This window comes from Methylobacillus sp. DLP286, from assembly GCF_056636515.1.
Genome location: NZ_CM153145.1, coordinates 2,733,239 through 2,751,037 on the forward strand (window position 1 = coordinate 2,733,239; position 17,799 = coordinate 2,751,037).

Here is a 17,799-nt window from a genome sequence, read left to right on the forward strand (position 1 = left end):
TGTCGGTTTTGTTGAACAAGCATTCATACGCCAGGCTGTTGGCGCCGCTATTGTGGTTATGGCTGGCGATTGCCGGCTGCGTCCATGCGGATGAGGTGGCGGTGCCGGCGTTGACGGCCAGGGTGACGGATCTCACAGGCACGCTGAGCCAGCAGGAGCAGGCTGCGCTAGAAAGCAGGCTGGCGCAATTCGAGCAAGAGAAGGGCAGCCAGATTGCCGTGCTGCTGGTGCCGACCACGGCGCCGGAAGCGATAGAGCAATACTCCATGCGCGTGGTGGAAGCCTGGAAGCTCGGGCGCGGCAAAGTCGACGACGGCGTCCTGGTGCTGGTCGCCAAAGACGACCGCAAGATGCGCATCGAGGTGGGTTACGGCCTCGAGGGGGCGATTCCCGACGTGATTGCCAAGCGCATCGTGTCCGACGTGATGGCGCCGGCATTCCGCCAAGGCAATTTCTATGGCGGCATCGATGCGGCGCTGGGCTACATCACGCGCCTGATTGCCGGCGAAGGGCTGCCTGCGCCGCCCAAACCGCGTGCTCAGGGCGGCCAAGGCGATGGCGGGTTTGGTGAAATGCTGCCCTTGCTGCTGTTCGGCGGCCTGATCCTCGGCGGCGTATTGCGCGCCATATTCGGCAATTTCCTCGGCAGCGCGATCAATGGCAGCCTGGTGGGCGGGGCTGTGATGTTGTTCGGCGGCGGGCTGCTGTTTGCCGCGGCGCTGGGCTTTGTCGCATTCTTCATTACCATGGTCGGCTCCGCCATGGGCGGCGTGCCGATCGGCGGCGGTGGTTTTGGCGGCGGCCGTGGCGGCTGGGGCGGAGGCGGTTTCTCTGGCGGCGGCGGTGGTTTTGGAGGAGGAGGCGCCTCGGGCGATTGGTAAGGCATGAAAAAGCGACATACACTCCTGCGGCTGCTTGCGCATATATTCAACACCCCGTGGCATGTACGACGGCATTTCCCGGCGGCTGCATTGCAGCGCATCGAGCAGGCGATTGCCGCCAGCGAGAAAACGCATAACGGCGAAATCCGCTTCGTCGTCGAGGGCGACCTGCATCCCCTGGCCGTGCTGCGCGGCGTCACGCCGCGCCAGCGGGCGATTCAGCTGTTCTCGCAGCTGGGCATCTGGGATACCGAGCAGAACAACGGCGTGCTGATCTACCTGCTGATGGCGGACCATGACGTCGAGATACTGGCCGACCGCGGCATCAGCCGCCACCTGGGCCAGCATGGCTGGGAATGCATCATCAAGGTGATGCAGGAGAAATTCCGCCAGGGGCGGTTCGAGGAAGGCGTGGTCTATGCCATTACGGAAATCGGCAAATCCTTGCAGCAGCATTTCCCCGCAACGACGGATGACAAGAACGAGCTATCCAACAAGCCCGTTGTATTGTAGAGGCCTGGTTAGGCCCGCCTAAGAACTGTAAAAAAAGCCATATACAAAAGTAGTGAAAGGCTTTGTTCGCCTGGCTAAGTGTAGTTGAGCACCTCTCCGCGCAATGTGTAGCTGGCGACGCGGCAGGCTTCGACAATTGGTCGCCAGGCGCGGCCGTAGATCTCGCTGCACGGCACATGGTCGATATGGTGCTTCATATCTGCAGGTTCCGGCGCAAGCAGGTTGTTCGCCGCCTCGATTTGCGAGAAGATGATCATGACCTGCTCGACGGCGGTAATGGTGCCGAGGTTGTGCAGGGGAATGGCGTGCAAAGCCTGTTCGAGGCGGCCCAGCTTGCTGCGGTTGAAGTCGCGCATTTGCCGGGTTTCGTTTTTTAACGGATTGCTGCGCAACTGTTCAATATTGTGCAGTGTCAGATAGATGTCGTAGGCGATCTTGTGGGTGACCGACATCAGCCGCTTGGAATAGCCGCGCTGTTCCATGCTGCGGCGACGGGTGTCTATATAGTTTTGCCAGGCAGAAATGCCGATGGCGGCGAAAATGGCAACGACGGAGCCGATGGCCTGGACCCAGGCGGCCCATTCAGATGAAGTGAGTGTTGTCATAGCGGTACGGCGTCAATCTTTCTGTGTTGTACATGCTTGCATGCAATATGCCATGCGGTAATAAGGTTATAACAGTTTTTTGGTATTGTGGTGAGTGCCCATAAAAAAACAGCAAGAGCAACAATGCTGTCGTTTGGTGGGAAACAGGCGGGTCGGGGCCAAAAGCCGAGACCGCCAGCGTGCCGTCTCAGCTTTTGTCGCGGCATGCCGTTATATTAAATGGATACCATCCATGGAAAGGCAATAAAATGAAAGCCTTATTTAGAGGTAGTGTCATCAAGGGAATGAGGCTGGTCGGCGTATACGAAGACGAAGACCAGGCCGTCATCGAGCAGTACCTGGACCAGCTGGACGGTCCTGTCACCGACAACGGGGAAAAGCTGTTCCACCAGTTCGTCGACCTCGTCCCGTCTTCCCAATCAACGCAATATGGCGATATTCCCCCGCAGTCCCGCGTGATCCTGGTATCAGGTAGCCTGACGCGTGGTATCGTGGCGCGGGGCCCGTTCCCGGCGCGCTCGATCGCGCTAGGGTACGCGGTGAACCTGAGTTTCGGCCAGACGGCGAATTACTATGTCGTCGACCAGGAGCCCGAGTTCGTACCATTGCGGGACAAGCTGTACAGCCTGGTTGAAAAGACTGCCGCTGTTGCTTAGGCTGACGCCGCGCACGTTTCCCGATAGAATTCGCAGCATCCGAAATTTCCAAGAAGCGATAACATGCGTGCGTCACAGTTTTTCATAGCAACACAAAAAGAAGCGCCCCAAGAGGCGGAGCTTCCCAGCCACAAGCTCATGCTGCGTGCCGGCATGATCAAGCGCCTGGGCTCGGGCCTGTATAGCTGGATGCCGCTGGGCCTGCGCGTGTTGCGCAAGGTGGAGACCATCGTGCGCGAGGAAATGAACCGTGCGGGCGCGATGGAATTGCTTATGCCGGCCGTGCAGCCCAAGGAGCTGTGGGAGGAAACCGGCCGTTGGGCGGTATTCGGTCCGCAGATGCTGAAAATCCGCGACCGTCACGAGCGTGATTTCTGTTTCGGCCCCACGCACGAAGAGGTGATCACCGATATCGCGCGCCGCGAGATCCGCTCCTACAAGCAATTGCCGCTGAACTTCTACCAGATCCAGACCAAGTTCCGCGACGAGATCCGTCCGAGGTTCGGCGTGATGCGCGCGCGCGAATTCGTCATGAAGGACGCATATTCCTTCCATACCAACCTGGAATCGCTGCAACAGACCTACGACGCCATGTACCAGGCCTACAGCAACGTATTCAACCGCCTGGGCCTGAAGTTCCGCGCCGTGCGCGCGGATACCGGCGCCATCGGCGGCGACGGCTCGCATGAGTTCCATGTATTGGCGGATTCAGGAGAGGATGCGCTGGCCTATTGCGAGAGCTCGGACTTCGCGGCAAATGTGGAATTGGCGGAAGCGCTGGCTCCCGCGCACCCAAGAGCCGAGGCGAAAGAAGCCCTGCGCGAGGTGGACACCCCCAAGCAGACCACCTGCGAGGACGTGGCGGCATTGCTGGGCGTAACGCTGCAGCAGACCGTGAAGTCGATCGCCGTGGTGTCAACCGACGAGGCCGGCAAGACCCAGTTCTACCTGCTGCTGCTTCGCGGCGACCATGCGCTGAATGAAATCAAGGCCGCCAAGGTGCCCGGGCTGTCCAGTTTCCGTTTCGCCTCCGAACAGGAAATCCGCGACCACCTCAATTGCCCGCCCGGCTTTATCGGTCCGGTAGGCGTTTCTGAGCAGGTCAAGGTGGTCGCGGACCGCAGCGTGGCTGTGATGAGCGATTTCGTCTGCGGCGCGAACAAGCCCAAATTCCACCTGGCCGGCGTCAATTTCGGCCGCGACCTGCCGGAGCCAGTGGCGGTGGCCGACATCCGCAACGTGGTGGAAGGCGATCCCAGCCCGGACGGCAAGGGCTCCATCAGCCTGTGCCGCGGCGTCGAGGTCGGGCACATTTTCCAGTTGCGCACCAAGTATACGGAAGCCATGGAAGCGACCTACCTCGATGAGAACGGCCAGAAGCAATTCATGGAGATGGGCTGCTACGGCATCGGCGTATCGCGCATCGTCGGCGCTGCGATCGAGCAGGGCAACGACGAGCGCGGCATCATCTTCCCCGCAGCCATGGCGCCGTTCTCGGTGGCGATTGCGCCGATCGGCTATGACAAGAGCGAGGCCGTGCAATCTGCGGCCCATACGCTGTATGACGAGCTGTCCGCTGCGGGCATCGACGTGCTGCTGGACGACCGCGGCGAGCGTCCGGGCGTCATGTTTGCCGACCTGGAACTGATCGGCATCCCGCATCGTATCGTCATCGGCGATCGCGGCCTGAAGGAAGGCCAGGTCGAATACCAGCCACGTACCGCTTCCAGTGCCGAGACAGTGCCACTGGCGGATATCGTGTCCGTGATCAGGCAGGCGCTCTGATGCAGCGGGCTGGCTTACTGTTGTTCGCCAGCCTGTGGTGCGCCAGCATATCGGCTTATGCCGGCGCGCAGAAGGAAGAGCCCCTGTCCAACAGCGTACGGGCAATGATGCAGCGCTCGATCAGCGATAGCGCCGCGCCTCGCTTGGTCGTTTCCAGCCAGGAGGAAGGGCTGGCTTGGTTGCAAGCCATGTCCAACCGCTTGCAGAAGCCTATTCCAGACATGCGGATGCGCGAGGATTTCCTGCGTACCGTGCATTACGAGGCGACGCGGGCCGGGCTGGATCCGCAATTGGTCTTGGCATTAATCCATGTGGAAAGCGCATTCAACAAATATGCGGTGTCGTCGGTCGGCGCGCGCGGCTATATGCAGGTGATGCCGTTCTGGGTCAAGGCCATCGGCGCGAATGACCACAACCTGTTCCACATGCGCCTGAACCTGCGCTACGGCTGCACCATCCTGCGGCATTACCTCGATATCGAGAAAGGCGACCTCTACCGTGCCCTGGGCCGCTACAACGGCAGCCTGGGCAGGCCGGAATACCCCAATCTCGTCGTCAATGCCTGGCGCAAGTCCTGGACTTACCAACCGCCCGCCGCGCCGGTCACGGCAACGGCATTCAACTAGGCAGCCATAGTGGCAGCTGGTTCCGATCGCAACAAGCGCCGCCTGCTTGTCTATGTTTCCGGCCATGGTTATGGGCATGTGGCGCAGATTGCGCCCGTACTCAACCAATTGGCGCAGGACCAGCCGCACCTTGCGCTGGTGGTTTGCAGTGCGGTCGGCGAAGGTTTCCTGCGCTCGCGCATTCATGTCCCATTTATATATGAGCCCCGTCGCGCCGATTTCGGCATGCTGATGCAATCCGCGCTGGAAGTGGATGTGGCGGCCAGCGTCGCCGCCTACCTGGACTTCCATGCAGACTGGGACGCAAAGGTCGAGGCCGAGGCCGCATGGATCGCCGCGCAGCATGCGGATGCCGTGCTCAGCAACGTGGCCTACCTGCCGTTGGCGGCGGCCTCGGCGCTTGGCCTGCCTGCCTTGTCCATGTGCTCGCTGAACTGGGCGGACATCCTCCGCCATTACGCAGCCGACCCCTCCCTAGATCATGTGCAGCAGCAAATGCGCCATGCTTATGCCAGCGCGCGCGGTTTCCTGCGCATCGAGCCTTCCATGGAAATGCCGTGGCTGGATTGCCATGCAGTGAGGCCGGTCGCGGATATGGCACAGGAAAACCGCGCCGTCATCTTGCAAGCAATCGGGCTGCAGCACGGCAGTGAGCACAAGCTGGTATTGGTCGGCATGGGCGGCATCAGCACGCAGGTGAACCCGGCCAGCTTCCCGGCATTGCCAGGCGTGCATTGGTTGTTGCCGCAAGCCTGGATGCAGGGTGCGGAGCGGGCGGATTTCCATGCGCAGGAGCCGTTGCAGATGCACTTCTCCACCTTGCTGGCAAGCAGCGATCTCGTGCTGACCAAGCCTGGCTATGGCACATTCGTCGAGGCGGCCTGCCATGGCGTTCCCGTGCTGTATGTGCCGCGCGACGGCTGGCCGGAACAGGATTGCCTCATTTCCTGGCTGCGGGTGAACGGCCTTTGCCTGCATGTGGATGCAGGCCGACTGGCGAGCGGGGATTTTGCCGGCAGCCTGCTGGAAATGCTCAATGCACAAAAGCCGCAACGGGTAGCGCCGCGCGGCAATCGCGAAGCCGCTGGCTGGATTGCTAGGCGGCTTGGCCTTGCGTCCTGATGGAATAAAGTTGATTAAATAAACTGCGAGAACAGCCAATAAAGCGATCCGGAAAGCAGCATCGCCATGGGCAGGGTCAGCACCCAGGCCATCAGCAGGTTGCGGATGGTGCCCATTTGCAGGCCGGAGCGGTTCGCGGCCATGGTGCCCGCTACGCCGGACGACAGGACCTGCGTAGTCGATACCGGCAGGCCGTAGAGGTCGGCTGCGCCAATGGTCAGCATGGCGACGGTTTCCGCCGAGGCGCCTTGTGCGTAGGTCAGGTGGGTCTTGCCGATTCGCTCGCCCACGGTGACCACGATACGCTTCCAGCCCACCATGGTGCCCAGCCCGAGCGCGATCGCAACCGCGATCTTCACCCAAAGCGGGATGAACTTGGTGGCCTTGTCGATTTCCTTCTTGAAGGCCATGAGGTTGGCCTTGGTGTCGGCATCCAGGTGCACCGCCTCGGGGTTCTTGTCGATCAGGCGGATGGCTTCCGAAGTCAGGTACATGTCGTTACGCACGTTGGCGACCGCATCCGCAGGCACTTTCGCCAAGCTGCCGTAGCCTTTCACTTGCTCCCCGATGCTGCCGGTGACTGCGGCCAGCGCGGGCAGGAGTTCAGGCGTCGCTTCCTTGGTGCGGATGTAGACGGAAAGGGTCTGCAGCGGCTTGTCTGGCGCGGCGTCGGGAGCGGTATGCTGCAAGGATGCCTGGGTGACCTGCGCCACCGCGGCAAACTGGACCGCCTGGTCGGCAGGCATGGCGCGGTTCAGCGCATACGCCATCGGAACGGTACCCACCAGGATCAGCATGATGAGGCCCATGCCTTTCTGCCCGTCATTGGAGCCGTGCGCGAACGAAACCCCGGTACAGGTCAGGATCAGGATGCCCCTGATCCAGGCTGGCGGCGGCTTGTTGCCCTTGGGTTCGCGGAAAAGCTCACGGTTCTTGACGATGGTGCGCAATGCCAGCAGTACGAGCGCCGCGGCAATGAAGCCGACCAAGGGAGAAAGCAGCAGGGAATATCCCACCTTGCTTGCCTGGGCCCAGTCCACGCCGCTGGTGCCGTCGCGGCCATGCATCAGGGCATTGGCGACGCCGACGCCGATGATGGAGCCGATCAGGGTATGCGACGAGGAGGCAGGCAGGCCCAGGAACCAGGTGCTCAGGTTCCAGAGGATGGCGGCGATGAGCAATGAAAACACCATGGCGAAGCCGGCGGCAGAGCCGACTTGCAGGATGAGCTCCACCGGCAGCAGTGAGATGATGCCGAACGCCACGGCACCGCTGGAAGCCATGACGCCGAGGAAGTTGAAAAGCCCGGACCAGACCACGGCCACATTGGCAGGCAGGGAGTGGGTATAGATGACGGTGGCGACAGCATTGGCGGTGTCGTGGAAGCCATTGACGAACTCGAAGCCCAGCGCAATCAGCAGGGCCACGCCCAGCAGGATGAAAGGCAGCCAGGTGGTGGGAGAGGTGTCGGTGTTGCTGACGTCGTGGTTCAGGCTGGCAACGGTAAACAGCAATCCGGCAAACAGGGTGCCAAAAAACAGGATTTGGGTAATGAGGCTGTGCTTCTTGCTCAGCTCCGGGCGACTACTAAAGGATTTGCTTGAGTGTAACGCTTTGGTATTCATCAAGAATTTGGTTTTCGCTGGAAGAGCCAGCATTGTGCTGGCGCATTATGACATATTCATGACATTCATGTGTCATTGCATGCTGCTGCTTGTTGCATCTTCCTGGTCTTGCCGTTCGATCAGCATCGCATCACCGTAACTGAAGAAGCGGTAGCGTGCTGCCACCGCATGGGTATAAGCGCTGCGGATGTGCTCCACGCCGGCAAAAGCGGAAACCAGCATCAACAGGGTGCTCTTGGGCAGGTGGAAATTGGTGAGCAGGCGCTCCACCACCTTGAAGCGGTAGCCCGGCGTAATGAAGATGTCGGTTTCCCCCTGCCCGGCATGCAGGGTTCCCGGCCGCGCCGCGCTTTCCAGCGCGCGCAATGCCGTTGTGCCCACTGCCGTGACCTTGCCGCCGCCGGCCTGCGTCTGTCGTATCAGGTCCACGGTGCTTTGCGGCACGGAATAGAGTTCGCTGTGCATTTTATGCTCGCTGATATTGTCCACGCGCACCGGCTGGAAGGTGCCGGCACCCACATGCAAGGTGACGTAGGCGATGTTGACGCCCAGGCTTCTCAACCCTTCCAGCATGGCATCGTCGAAATGCAGGCCGGCCGTAGGAGCGGCTACGGCGCCCGGTTCGCGTGCGTACACGGTTTGGTAGCGCTCCTCGTCGGCGCTTTCGGCATCGTGCGTGATGTAGGGCGGCAAGGGCAGGCTACCGTGCCGCTCCAGCAAGTCCAGCAGGGGTATGTCGCCCAGGATTCTCAAATGGAAAAGATCGTCATGCCGCCCCACCATCTCGGCCTCAAACGCATCCGCAATGCGCAAGATGTTGCCGGGCTTGGGCGCACGGGATGCGCGGACATGGGCCAACGCCTCGAACGGCCCGGTCACGCGCTCGACGAGAACCTCCACCTTGCCGCCGCTGAGCTTTTCGCCATGCAGCCTGGCCTTGATGACGCGGGTGTCGTTGAAGATAAACAGGTCTCCCGGTTTGACCAAGTCCGGCAAGTCGAGGAACAGCCGGTCGTCCAGCCTGCCCGTATTGCCGTCCAGCTGAAGCAGGCGGCTCCCCCTGCGTTCCTTGGCGGGAAATTGGGCAATGAGGTCGTCGGGCAAGAAAAAATCGAAATCAGTAGTGCGCATTGTCATAAGGGTTGCTATAATGCACGCCTTGTTGCCGGGGTGGCGGAATTGGTAGACGCAGCGGACTCAAAATCCGCCGCCGCAAGGTGTGGGGGTTCGAGTCCCCCCCCCGGCACCAGTCAGGCAATATTCTCCTAAAAAGTCCCTTGTTGTTTCCGTAAGTTGCTTGTTCTTTTCCGCGTCGGCATGCTGCCGTCTGGCGGAGGCCGGATTATACCGGAGCTTGCGGCAACTTGCCCTGCCTTCATTACACTTCTTTACATTTATCCGACATTCTTTTGCGTGCAGGCGCCATGCTTGATACGGCCGAGGCGATAGTCTTTGATATAATGAGATAAATTCTCATTTATCGGGTTCGCCAGTGTTCGTACGTTGACATGCAAAGTAACCAAGCTCAAAAAGCACGCTCATTCTGGCTTAAGCATTTATATCGCTGGCACTGGATCAGTTCCGCCATCTGCCTGGTCGGGATGCTGCTGTTCGCCGCGACTGGACTGACGCTCAACAATGCCGGCAGTATCGAGTCCGAGCCGGTAGTCACCAAGAAGAATGGGCGATTGCCCGCGCCATTGTTACCAAGACTGCAACAAGAATATGCGGACAATGCCCCTCTGCCGAAGGTGATCGCAGACTGGATGGCGGGAGCGCTTGGCATTGAGGCGGGCGAGCGTGCCGCCGAATGGTCGGATGACGAAGTGTATGTCTCCCTGCCACGCCCGGGCGGGGATGCCTGGGTAGTCATCGACCGTGGCAACGGCGAGTTGAATTACGAGTTGACCGAGCGCGGCTGGGTTTCCTATTTCAATGATTTGCACAAGGGACGTAACGCCGGGCTGGCGTGGAGCTGGTTCCTTGATGTGTTTTCCGTGACGGCGTTGGTGTTTTCAATCACGGGCCTGTGCCTGCTGCACATGCATGCGGGCAACCGCCCGTTCACTTGGCCGTTGGTAGGCATTGGCCTGGTGCTGCCCCTCATTCTGGCAATATTATTCATTCATTAAGGAGAGCTTGATGCGATACGCAGTGATTCCGGCCTTGATCGCGGCCATGTTTGCCGGTGCCAGCCATGCGGCCGGGCTGGACGTCAAGGTGACGATCCCCAGGATCAATGCTGCCGAGTATCACCGTCCCTATGTGGCGGTCTGGGTGGAAACCCCCAACCAGGAGATCGCGACTACCTTGTCCGTCTGGTATGCGAAGGACAAGGCGGACAACAAGGGCACCAAGTGGCTCAAGGATTTGCGCCAATGGTGGCGCAAGGGCGGGCGCGACCTGAATATGCCGCTGGACGGCGTTTCAGGGGCAACCAAGCCGGTAGGCGAACATACGCTTTCCTATACCGAAGGCAAGGCCCCCTTGGAGAAGTTGGCTGCCGGGGAATACAACCTTGTGGTCGAAGCCTCGCGCGAGAAGGGTGACCGCGAACTGGTGCGCGTCCCGTTCAAGTGGCCGGTGCAAAAGGCGGAAAGCCTGAAGGCCAGCGGCGAATCGGAGCTGGGCGCGATCAGCCTGGAACTGAAGCCTTAACTTCCCTTAATGACAATGGAATCCTGATTGATATGAAACCTATAACATATGTATTGGCTGCTCTCGCGGCCTTGAGTGCAAGCGCCGTTCACGCCCATGGCTATTGGCTGTTGCCATCGAGCACCGTGTTGTCGGCGCCGCAATTCGTTACTTTCGACGCTGCAGTTTCCAATGACCCTTTTCACTTCAACCATCGTCCATTACAGATCGACGAACTGAAGATCGTCGCGCCGGACGAAAGCCTGCTGCAGCCTGCCAATGTCAGCAAAGGCGAGCTGCGCACGACCTTTGATGCCTATTTCGAGAAGAACGGTACTTACCGCTTGTCCTTATATCGAGAAGGAGTGCGCGCCTTCTGGAAGGAAGGCGACCAGCCCAAGCGTTTCATGGGTTCTGCGGAAGAGTTCCAGCAGCGCGTGCCCGCCGATGCCAAGGACCTCAAGGTGTCGGAAATCTCCAACCGGCTCGAAACCTATGTGACCGTGGGTTCTCCGAGCAAGATCAAGACTGTCGGACGCGGCCTGGAGGTTGTGGCCGGCACGCACCCGAACGACCTGGTGGCGGGCGAGCCATTGACCCTGCAATTCCTGGTGGACGGCAAGCCGACGGCGGGGGTTGAGGTCGAGGTCATCAAGGGCCAGACCCGCTACCGCAACCAGAAGGGCGAGCAGAAGCTCAAGACCGATGCCAACGGCAAGGTGACGATCAACCTGCCGGAAGCCGGCCTCTACTGGCTGGATGCGGACTATAGCGACAACAAAGTGCAAACCAAGGTGGCCAAGGAGCGCAGCCTGGCCTATGTGCTGACGCTGGAAGTACTGCCGCAATAGGCATGCGGCAGGTATTGATCCCGCAGCGGCTTGCGGATTTGCCGCGCGAGCTGCCCAGCGGCCGCATTGTCACGCTTAGCGGCGAGACCATGGGGACGACTTGGTCCGTTCGCTATGTCGAAGCAACGGGGCTCACGGAGAATATAGTGGCAGAAGCGGTGGAGGCCGCACTTGACCAGGTGGTGCAGCAGATGAGCACCTGGTTGGAGGATTCGGCGATCAACCGGTTCAACCACGCTGCGCCAGATACGGAGATGACGGTGCCGGCGGAGTTTGCCGCAGTGCTGTCCAAGGCGCTGGCAGTGGCCGCGCAGACCGACGGCTGCTTCGATCCCACCCTGGGAAACCTGGTCAACCTGTGGGGGTTCGGCCCCCGGCAGGCGCAGGAGTTGCCGCCGACGCAAGCCAGCGTCGATGAGGCGTTGCGGGAAAGCGGTTGGAAAAGGCTGCAATTCGACCCTGTCCGGCGAGCGCTGAAGCAGCCTGGAAAGCTCGCCCTGGATTTTTCCGGCATTGCCAAGGGCTTCGGCGTGGACCAGGTTGCCGCGGCGTTGCGCCAGCATGGCGTGCAGCATTATCTGGTGGAAGTCGGCGGCGAGTTCTACGGGCATGGCATCAAGCCGGACGGGCAGCCCTGGTGGGTAGCGTTGGAGCGTACGCCGGAAGCCTCCATGCTGGATGACTATGTGGTGGCCGTGCATGGCTTGGGCCTTGCGACCTCCGGCGACTATCGCCGTTATTTCGAGCACCATGGGCGACGCTATGCCCATACCATCGATCCGCAGACCGGCTGGCCGGTTGCCCGGCCCCCGGTTTCCGTCAGCGTGCTGGCAACCAGCTGCATGGAGGCCGACGCGTTTGCCACGGCCTTGACCGTCATGGGCCTTGAGCGTGGCCTGGCGTATGCGCAGACGCATGACATCGCCGCCTTGTTCACGATAGAGATGCAAACTGGCAAAACCAGCTTGGTGCAGCAGGCATCGCCCAAGCTGCAGGAAATGCTGCAGTGACGCGGGCGCATGCTTTCTTGCTCAGCCTGTTGCTCAGCGGCGAGGCGCACGCCGCCGTGAACAACCCCGCTTTCAACCGCTATGCGCTTGCTTTCGGCATATGCGTGGCCTACCTGGTGTTTTGCTTTTGGATCATCAAACGCCATCGGCGGCTGTCGGCTGTTCCGGTGCCGGTAGCGGCGGCCGCTGGCGAGAGAGTGCTGGTGGGCTATGCCAGCCAGGGCGGCTACGCCCGCGAGCTGGCATTGAAAACGGCCGCATCCTTGCAAGAGGCGGGCGTGCCCGCACAGTGCCTGGCATTGGACGCGATTGATGCCGCCGCGCTGGCAGCGGCCCGCCGCGCATTGTTTGTCGTCAGCACCACGGGCGAGGGCGATCCTCCCGACAATGCCCGCGGCTTTGTGCAGGATGCCATGACGGCAACGCCGTCGCTCGCGCATCTGCAATACGGCATCCTGGCGCTCGGCGACAGCAGTTACGCCAATTTCTGCGGTTTCGGCCATCAACTCGATGCCTGGCTGCAGCATGTGCATGCATTGCCCTTGTTCGACCTGGCGCAGGTGGATGCGGGCGATGCCGGGGCATTGCGCCACTGGCAATATCAGCTGGGCTTGCTGGCAGGCAGCACCGAGATGCCGGACTGGGAGGCGCCGCAATACCAATCTTGGCGCCTGGTACTGCGACAGCAATTGAATCCAGGCAGTTCCGGCGCGCCGGTTTATCATTTGGCCTTAAGTGCCGAGTCGACCAGCGCGACATGGCAGGCCGGCGATATTGCCGAAATCGGGCCGCACAATCCCCCGCATGAGGTGGCACATTTCCTCGCGCAGCTGGCATTGGACGGCGCGGCTATGGTGGACGGCAGGTGCCTGAACGATTGGCTGCAGGAGCGCCTCCTGCCCCACGCGGAATCCGAAGTAAAGGCACTCCGGGGCTTATCGCCTGATCTGCTGTTGCAGCAGTTGCGTCCCTTGCCCCACCGTGAATACTCGATTGCCTCCTTGCCCGGCGACGGTCAGCTGGAGTTGCTGGTACGGCAGGCATCATATGCAGATGGGCGGCTGGGCCTGGGTTCTGGCTGGCTCACGCAATATGTCGATCTAGGCGGTACGGTGGCATTGCGTATTCGTGAGAATGCGGCCTTCCATCCTCCCGCAGAAGACCGGCCATTGATCCTGATCGGCAACGGCACTGGCATTGCCGGATTGCGCGCTCACCTCAAGGCTCGCGCAATTTCTTCGAACGCACCCAACTGGCTGCTGTTCGGCGAGCGCAACGCGGCGTATGACTTTCATTTCATGGATGAGATACGCGCCTGGCACTCCAGCGGCGTCTTGACCAGGCTGGATACCGCATTCTCGCGCGACCAGGCGGAGAAGCGATATGTGCAGCATGTGCTGGCTGGACATGCCGGCCTGGTAAAGGAATGGGTAGGGCAGGGCGCCGCTATTTACGTCTGCGGCAGCGCCAACGGCATGGCGCAGGAGGTGCATGCGGTCTTGCTGCACGCCCTGGGCGAAGATGCCCTGACCCAGCTTGCCTCCGACGGCAGGTACAGGCGGGATGTGTATTGATGCCTGCGCCTGCCATGGTATAAAAAGCATGCCTGGAAAAAACGGGGGTGGACGGACGCCAGGCATGCGCGAAACATTGAGCGCTCTCTAATGCGGCGACATGACTCCCGGTGGAAATAGGGATTTGCTCCAGGCCAGGCTGTGCGCCAGGTCCTTGTAGCGCACGATGCGGTTCCTGCCCAGGCGCTTGGCGGTATATAGCGCGAGATCGGCCTGGGACAGCAGCTCGTTGATGGAGCGGTTTTCGAAAGAATCTTCCCAAGTGGCATGGCCTATGCTCACGGCGACCTTGCGGTGGCCTCCTGCCGATATCTTGAGTTTCTGGATCGCCAGGTGCAGTTTCCGTGCGATCGCATGGCAGCCTTCCGCCGTACTGTTGGGCAGCAATACCACGAACTCCTCGCCGCCGAAGCGGGCGACAAAATCCCCAGGGCGCTGCATGTTGGCGTGCAGGGTCTGGGCAATCTTCTTCAGGCATTTGTCGCCCTTGATATGTCCGAACTGATCGTTGTATTCCTTGAAGTGGTCGATATCCACCATGAGGATGGATAGCGAGCTGTTATTGCGCTGCGCACGGCGCCATTCGAGCGCAGCGGTGTCGTCGAAGTAGCCGCGGTTGTAGATGCCGGTGAGGCTGTCCTTGTGGGCTTTTTCCAGGAGCGCGGAATGCGAGTCAGCTAGGTCGCGGGAGAACTGGCTGAGCTGCAGGATCAATACGGCGAGCAAAGTGGTAGAGGAAAACAGGCTGAGCAGCTGCGCCATGTACCAGTTTGCGCTGAACGGGGTGCTGTCTATCAGCAGGTGCGAGACATGGCATAAGTGGGACAGCGCCGCGACGGACAGGAAAATCGTGACTAGCTTGTTGTCGCTGCAAAAGGTGCGCACCAGGGCGAAGGTGGCGGCCGCCATGATCCAGCTGCCCCAGCCCAGCGGCGCGGTGACGATAGGCACGCTGCTCATGATGGCGGAAAACAGATTGCCAGAATTGAGCGCCAGCATGTAGAGGATGATGCCGAGCAGCGGGGTGAGCATGAACGGCACAGTATTTTTGCCAAGGCTGATGCGGTTCAGTTGCGGAAAGGAGTCGGCCGCCTTGCGGAATACCATGGCAATGATGATGAAGCCGCAGAAGCCGAACTGCCAGTATGCGCCCCAGTTCGACATGATGTTGGATGAGATGGGCGCGGTGTTGACAGGCGCGACAGGCGACCCATGCATCGAGATCAGGCTGGTGATGGCAGCCAAGGCATAGATGGCGTAGGCGCCGGCCAGCGGCACCAGGAAGAATTGTTTCTGGATTTTGAACTGCAACAACAGGAGCAGGGCAGTGGTCGTGGTGCTGAGCACGACCAGGGTGGCGACGACAGGGGCGAATGCCGCCAGTTGCGGCCATGGACGCGTGGCGTGCAGCATGGCGAGCAGGCTGGCCGTGATCAGCAACAACATGAGAAAGCGTGTTGTCCAGCGTAAACGGGATGAAACTGTTTGGTGCAGGATGGCGTCCATCGCCTCCCCTTCTGCTTAATTTACTTTTGGTTTGACGCTATCTTGCAGTAGCCAAATGCCTTGTCATAGGGATCTGACAATTGTTGACATTTGCTGGCGCACGGGCCGGGGAAACGCCTGTGGAAAGATGCTTAGGGATGCTTTGGAACGAGGATGCGGAAGGTGCTGCCTGCGCCAGGCACGCTAGTGAGGCGTACTTCGCCCTGGTGCCGGGTGGCGACGGCCTGGACAAAGGCCAGGCCCAGGCCAGTGCCCTCGATATGAGGATGGCTTTGCTGGTGCACGCGGCTGAATGACTGGAATAGTTGCGACTGCGCTTCCGGGCTGATGCCGATGCCGGCGTCCTGCACCGCGATGCTCCAGTACCTGCCTGCGGTGCGAATGCTGCACGAGATGGTGGAGTGGTCCGGGCTGAACTTGATGGCATTACTGAGCAGATTGGCGATGGCACGCTTGAACAGGGTGACGTCGACGCAGGCATGCGCTTCGGATGGCGTGTCGCTCAGTGTGATGGTGATGTCGCGCGCATAAGCGAGTATCCAGGCATCGTCGATCGCCTCATGCAGCAGGTCCGCCAGGTTGATGTCGTTTAGCTGGTAATGGCCGGATTTGGCCCGCGTCAGCTGCACAAAGTCGTCTGCCAGCGTCAGGGCATTGTCGGCATGTTTTTCTATCATGCCTAGCCAGCGCTCCTCGATCTTTTCCGGGCTCAGTTTCTGCAGCTCGACCAGGGAGATGATGGAAGACAAAGGCGCGCGTATGTCGTGCGTGATGAAGCGGAAGGCCTCGTCGCGGTCCTTTTCCGCCTGCCAGAGCTTGGAAACGTCGATGATGCTGAATATCCAGCCGATATGCTGTTCAGCGGCATCCCTGCATGGCGCGAGCTTGACGAGCAATTCGCGCTGTTTGTCGTCCTGCGCCTCCACCTCGATTTCGAGCTGGGCTTGCAGGATATCCGTGTTGATGACGGGCTGGTTGCTCTGCTTGTCCTGGATATGCTGCAACAATGGCAGCAATGGTTGCTGCTGCAGCATGGCGGAGGTATCGACGCCGAAATATCCGGCCGCCGCCTGGTTGGCAATGCGGATGATGCCGTCGGGATCGCAGATCAAGGTGGGGTCCAGCAGCCCGTTGACGCTATCGCTGATGAAGCGGTGCATGCCTTGTAATTGATGGGTGGCTTCATGCAGGGCGTTGATACGCTTGTCGAGGAAATCATGGAACGCAGCGGGAGCCTGCGGTATCGACAGCATCGGGAAGTCGCGCTTGAAGGATTCGAACTCCGCCGCCAGGAAGCGGGCAGCGGTGTCCAGGCGGTGCCAGCTCCAGAGCGGGTAGATCAGGATCAGGCCGAGCGCTCCTGCCGATGGCGCCAGCAAGAGGCCGAATGTGATAGCTACCCCATAGGTGACCAAGAGCAGCAGGACGAGCAGCGAAAAGCTGAGCAGCAAGGCAGAGAGCGGGCTCAGCAGCATGAAGCCGAGCAGGGCCAGGCTGACGAAAGCAAGGTTGAGCGCGATGTTCTGCCAGGCAGTAGCGGACGCGAGCATGCGGCCGCTCAACTGGCTCTCGAGGATGTTGGCGAGGATTTCAACGCCAGGCATCAATAGGCCATCGCTTGAAACCGGGGTGGCGTATTGGTCGCCGATGCCGGTGGCGGTGGCGCCCACCAGCACCAGCTTGTCTTTGAATATATCGCCAGGAATTTTCCCTTCGATTACATCGCGATAGGAGATGCGGGGAAAATATCCCTCCTTCCCTGCATAAGGGATCAGCTGGGCAATGGATTGCTTCGCGCCGCTATGCTGGTGTGGGCGTTCTGCGCCTCCCAGTATGGCCTTGCTGAAGTGGGGGTATCGTACTTGGCCTGCCGATTGTTGCATGAGCGCCGAGCGTACCACTCCGTCGTAATCCACCTTGATGTGGACATGCCCGAGACCGGCTGCTGCTTGCGAGAATATGGGGGCAGGGGTTTGCACATGACGGGTTTGCCCTGCCTCCCTGAAGACGACAGGCAGCGTAACCACGCCGCTTTGCCTGATGGCCCGGGCCAGCAGTTGGTCGTCCTCAGGATGCTGCAGGTCGGCTTCGCTGAACAGGATGTCGAGGCCGATGGCGGCCGGCCGTTGTTCGCTGATGCGGTTGACCAGCTCTGCATGCAGGCTGCGGCGCCAGGGCCAACGGCCGAACGTGGCGACGCTGTCGTCGTCAATCGCCACGATCACTACCTTGCCAGTCAGCGGATGCTGCTGGCTGGCAATGATGGCGTCCTGGATCAGGTCATCGGCAATGATGAGTGTGCGCTGGTGGGACAATACCGCTATCAGGACCAGGATGATCCCCGAGATCAGCAGCCAGAGCCGTTTACTGTATGAGGGAGCCGAAGATAGCGTCGTCGAGGGCATGCA

Annotated in this window: 16 protein-coding genes and 1 tRNA gene; 12 read left to right on the forward strand and 5 right to left on the reverse strand. The window is 60.5% G+C overall.

Features of this window, described 5'->3' with window-relative positions; genetic code table 11:
• Positions 1 to 8: 8 nt before the first annotated feature.
• Both ACWXTG_RS13155 and ACWXTG_RS13160 read left to right on the forward strand, forming a co-directional pair.
• Positions 9 to 881, forward strand: a complete 873-nt coding sequence (locus tag ACWXTG_RS13155; RefSeq protein WP_480221243.1) for a TPM domain-containing protein — start codon at positions 9 to 11, stop codon at positions 879 to 881.
• A 3-nt stretch (positions 882 to 884) separates the two neighbouring features.
• A complete protein-coding gene (locus tag ACWXTG_RS13160) occupies positions 885 to 1,394 on the forward strand; it encodes a TPM domain-containing protein (protein WP_480220150.1) in 510 nt (169 codons plus the stop codon).
• A gap of 74 nt (positions 1,395 to 1,468) precedes the next feature.
• On the opposite strand, the gene ACWXTG_RS13165 is transcribed toward ACWXTG_RS13160, so the two are convergent.
• Positions 1,469 to 1,999, reverse strand: a complete 531-nt coding sequence (locus ACWXTG_RS13165) for a hypothetical protein (protein WP_309564336.1) — start codon at positions 1,997 to 1,999, stop codon at positions 1,469 to 1,471.
• A 248-nt stretch (positions 2,000 to 2,247) separates the two neighbouring features.
• Between ACWXTG_RS13165 and ACWXTG_RS13170 the strand changes: the two genes are divergently transcribed.
• The 4 genes from ACWXTG_RS13170 (at position 2,248) to ACWXTG_RS13185 (ending at position 6,188) form a co-directional block, all read left to right on the forward strand.
• Entirely contained in the window at positions 2,248 to 2,655 is a 408-nt protein-coding gene (locus tag ACWXTG_RS13170; protein ID WP_309564337.1) for a hypothetical protein, read from the forward strand.
• A 63-nt stretch (positions 2,656 to 2,718) separates the two neighbouring features.
• A complete protein-coding gene (locus tag ACWXTG_RS13175; RefSeq protein WP_480220151.1) occupies positions 2,719 to 4,440 on the forward strand; it encodes a proline--tRNA ligase in 1,722 nt (573 codons plus the stop codon).
• A complete protein-coding gene (locus ACWXTG_RS13180; RefSeq protein WP_480220152.1) occupies positions 4,440 to 5,066 on the forward strand; it encodes a lytic transglycosylase domain-containing protein in 627 nt (208 codons plus the stop codon). Before ACWXTG_RS13175 ends, ACWXTG_RS13180 begins: the two co-directional genes overlap by 1 nt.
• A gap of 9 nt (positions 5,067 to 5,075) precedes the next feature.
• Entirely contained in the window at positions 5,076 to 6,188 is a 1,113-nt protein-coding gene (locus ACWXTG_RS13185) for a hypothetical protein (RefSeq protein WP_480220153.1), read from the forward strand.
• 14 nt (positions 6,189 to 6,202) lie between these two features.
• Here the strand turns inward: ACWXTG_RS13185 and ACWXTG_RS13190 are convergent, their stop codons facing one another.
• Positions 6,203 to 7,813 carry an inorganic phosphate transporter gene (locus tag ACWXTG_RS13190; RefSeq protein WP_480220154.1) on the reverse strand — a complete coding sequence of 537 codons (1,611 nt, stop codon included), beginning with the start codon at positions 7,811 to 7,813 and terminating at the stop codon, positions 6,203 to 6,205.
• Between the two features lie 72 nt (positions 7,814 to 7,885).
• A complete protein-coding gene (gene queA / locus ACWXTG_RS13195; protein ID WP_480221244.1) occupies positions 7,886 to 8,944 on the reverse strand; it encodes a tRNA preQ1(34) S-adenosylmethionine ribosyltransferase-isomerase QueA in 1,059 nt (352 codons plus the stop codon).
• A 33-nt stretch (positions 8,945 to 8,977) separates the two neighbouring features.
• Between queA and ACWXTG_RS13200 the strand changes: the two genes are divergently transcribed.
• The 6 genes from ACWXTG_RS13200 (at position 8,978) to ACWXTG_RS13225 (ending at position 13,885) form a co-directional block, all read left to right on the forward strand.
• A tRNA-Leu gene (locus tag ACWXTG_RS13200) sits at positions 8,978 to 9,062 on the forward strand.
• 259 nt (positions 9,063 to 9,321) lie between these two features.
• Entirely contained in the window at positions 9,322 to 9,945 is a 624-nt protein-coding gene (locus tag ACWXTG_RS13205) for a PepSY-associated TM helix domain-containing protein (RefSeq protein WP_407995616.1), read from the forward strand.
• A 10-nt stretch (positions 9,946 to 9,955) separates the two neighbouring features.
• On the forward strand, positions 9,956 to 10,471 hold the full coding sequence (locus tag ACWXTG_RS13210) for a DUF2271 domain-containing protein (RefSeq protein ID WP_309564343.1): 516 nt from the start codon (positions 9,956 to 9,958) through the stop codon (positions 10,469 to 10,471).
• 32 nt (positions 10,472 to 10,503) lie between these two features.
• Positions 10,504 to 11,301, forward strand: coding sequence for a DUF4198 domain-containing protein (locus tag ACWXTG_RS13215; protein ID WP_407995617.1), 798 nt, complete (start codon positions 10,504 to 10,506; stop codon positions 11,299 to 11,301).
• 2 nt (positions 11,302 to 11,303) lie between these two features.
• Complete coding sequence (locus ACWXTG_RS13220) at positions 11,304 to 12,311, forward strand: FAD:protein FMN transferase (protein ID WP_480220155.1); 1,008 nt, start codon at positions 11,304 to 11,306, stop codon at positions 12,309 to 12,311.
• The gene (locus tag ACWXTG_RS13225; RefSeq protein WP_480220156.1) at positions 12,308 to 13,885 is read left to right on the forward strand and encodes a flavodoxin domain-containing protein; all 1,578 of its coding nucleotides are present in this window, start codon (positions 12,308 to 12,310) and stop codon (positions 13,883 to 13,885) included. Before ACWXTG_RS13220 ends, ACWXTG_RS13225 begins: the two co-directional genes overlap by 4 nt.
• Before the next feature lie 87 nt (positions 13,886 to 13,972).
• Here the strand turns inward: ACWXTG_RS13225 and ACWXTG_RS13230 are convergent, their stop codons facing one another.
• Both ACWXTG_RS13230 and ACWXTG_RS13235 read right to left on the reverse strand, forming a co-directional pair.
• A complete protein-coding gene (locus tag ACWXTG_RS13230) occupies positions 13,973 to 15,331 on the reverse strand; it encodes a GGDEF domain-containing protein (protein WP_480220157.1) in 1,359 nt (452 codons plus the stop codon).
• Between the two features lie 191 nt (positions 15,332 to 15,522).
• A complete protein-coding gene (locus ACWXTG_RS13235) occupies positions 15,523 to 17,796 on the reverse strand; it encodes a CHASE2 domain-containing protein (RefSeq protein WP_480220158.1) in 2,274 nt (757 codons plus the stop codon).
• Positions 17,797 to 17,799: the final 3 nt, after the last annotated feature.